The 1,608-nt window shown below is 39.3% G+C and carries 2 protein-coding genes; both read left to right on the top strand.

The features are described 5' to 3' along the window. Positions 1 to 269 precede the first annotated feature (269 nt). Positions 270 to 1,112, top strand: coding sequence for a tyrosine-type recombinase/integrase (locus tag DWZ61_RS19380; protein ID WP_118540116.1), 843 nt, complete (start codon positions 270 to 272; stop codon positions 1,110 to 1,112). Beyond that, the coding region (locus tag DWZ61_RS19375) for a transposase zinc-binding domain-containing protein (RefSeq protein WP_147354744.1) at positions 1,109 to 1,608 on the top strand (500 nt) is incomplete at its 3' end. The genes DWZ61_RS19380 and DWZ61_RS19375, both read left to right, overlap by 4 nt.

Below are 1,608 nucleotides of genomic sequence, written 5' to 3'. Positions count from 1 at the left end.
TTCAAGTTGAACAAAATCGCTGCGCGATGGCCTGCCAAGGCTGTGGCGCAGCTTTCTTTTTCTCAATAATAAAATAGGCAATGGCAATTCTTACCAGTATTTGATATTGTAAAGTTACCACACAAAACAATTCAATAAAGAAAGACACCACTGCCTATGAAAAGAATACCATTTGACCGCTTTTCTGACAAGCGGTTTTATTATGCTAATGCACCTCCATGTAAGCAGGATTTTTCATTAACTACTGATTTTACATGGAGGATTTTATTATGTACGAAGAAATTTTTAATCAGATTCAATCTGCTGCGGATAAACGGAATCTCAAGGATTCCACGATTCATGCATACTGTACCAGTGTTGCTCATTTTTTGAACCACACAGCCAAGGATATAGATGCATTAACAACTGACGATGTTGATATATTCCTAACTGAAAAGAAACTTTCCGGGATTTCACCGGAAACATACAATCACTACCATTCAGGAATCCGCTTCTTTTACAAAAAAATATTGAAGAAGAATTGGGATGATGATGACATACCTCGTATGAAAAGGGACAGGAAGTTACCAACGGTGCTTACAAAAACAGAAATATCAGCTATTCTTGATGCTACGCCAAATCTGAAGCACAAAGCTATGATTGCTACTATGTATTCAGGCGGACTTCGTGTTTCAGAAGTCACACATCTTCATTATGATGATATTTCACGCACGAAAAAAACCATACACATCCGTGATGGGAAAAGTCGCTCTGATCGTTATACTTTGCTTGCAGACCGGACGCTCGAAATATTGACAGAATACTGGTTTCAATGTGGCAGACCAAGAGGGATTTTGTTCCCAAGTTCATGGACAGGGGATTATCTTACAAAAGATAGTGTCATTCAGTTTTTTCGTGAAAGTGCCAAAAGAGCAGGCATTCAGAAACACGTCTCCACGCATTGTTTACGTCACAGCTTTGCAAGTCATCTGTTTGAATCCGGCTGTGATGTAAAATATATTCAAGCGCTTCTGGGACATCGTGATCCAAAATCAACAGAGGTTTATCTGCATGTAAGCAATAAAACTATGCTTGGAATTAGGAGTCCATTTGATGAGATGGGCGGTGAATGATTATGGAGAAATCATGTACGATACAAGATGTATTTGAACGGTTTTATCCTTCTTATGAAAAGAGGAATAGCCCTCCTGCTCATCATAGAAAAACAGCTTATCATATCATGAACTGTAAAACAGGCGCTTTTGGTGTAAACATCAGTGTTTGTGAGGACTGCGGATGTATCAGCATTCATAATAACTCCTGCAGAAGCAGATGCTGTCCCATGTGCCAGGAGTTTCCGAAAGAGAAATGGATTGATGCACAAAAAGAGAACGTACTTGATGCACCCTATTATCATGTAGTATTCACAGTTCCTGAGGAATTGAATTCCATCATTTACAGCAACCAGAAGCTGTTGTATGATGCACTGTATCATGCTGCCTCAGCAACCTTGAATGAATTGGCAAAAGACGCAAAGTACCTGGGAGCTAATATAGGGTATATCTGCATTCTTCATACCTGGGGTTCTGCAATGAATTATCATCCTCATATTCATACCATTGTTCTTGG

Origin of the sequence: Clostridium sp. AF34-10BH (assembly GCF_003478095.1) — a bacterium.
GTDB classification, from domain to species: Bacteria; Bacillota; Clostridia; order Lachnospirales; family Lachnospiraceae; genus Acetatifactor; species Acetatifactor acetigignens.
Note: the sequence above shows the minus strand (reverse complement) of the source record. Positions and strands in the feature narration are given on the sequence as shown.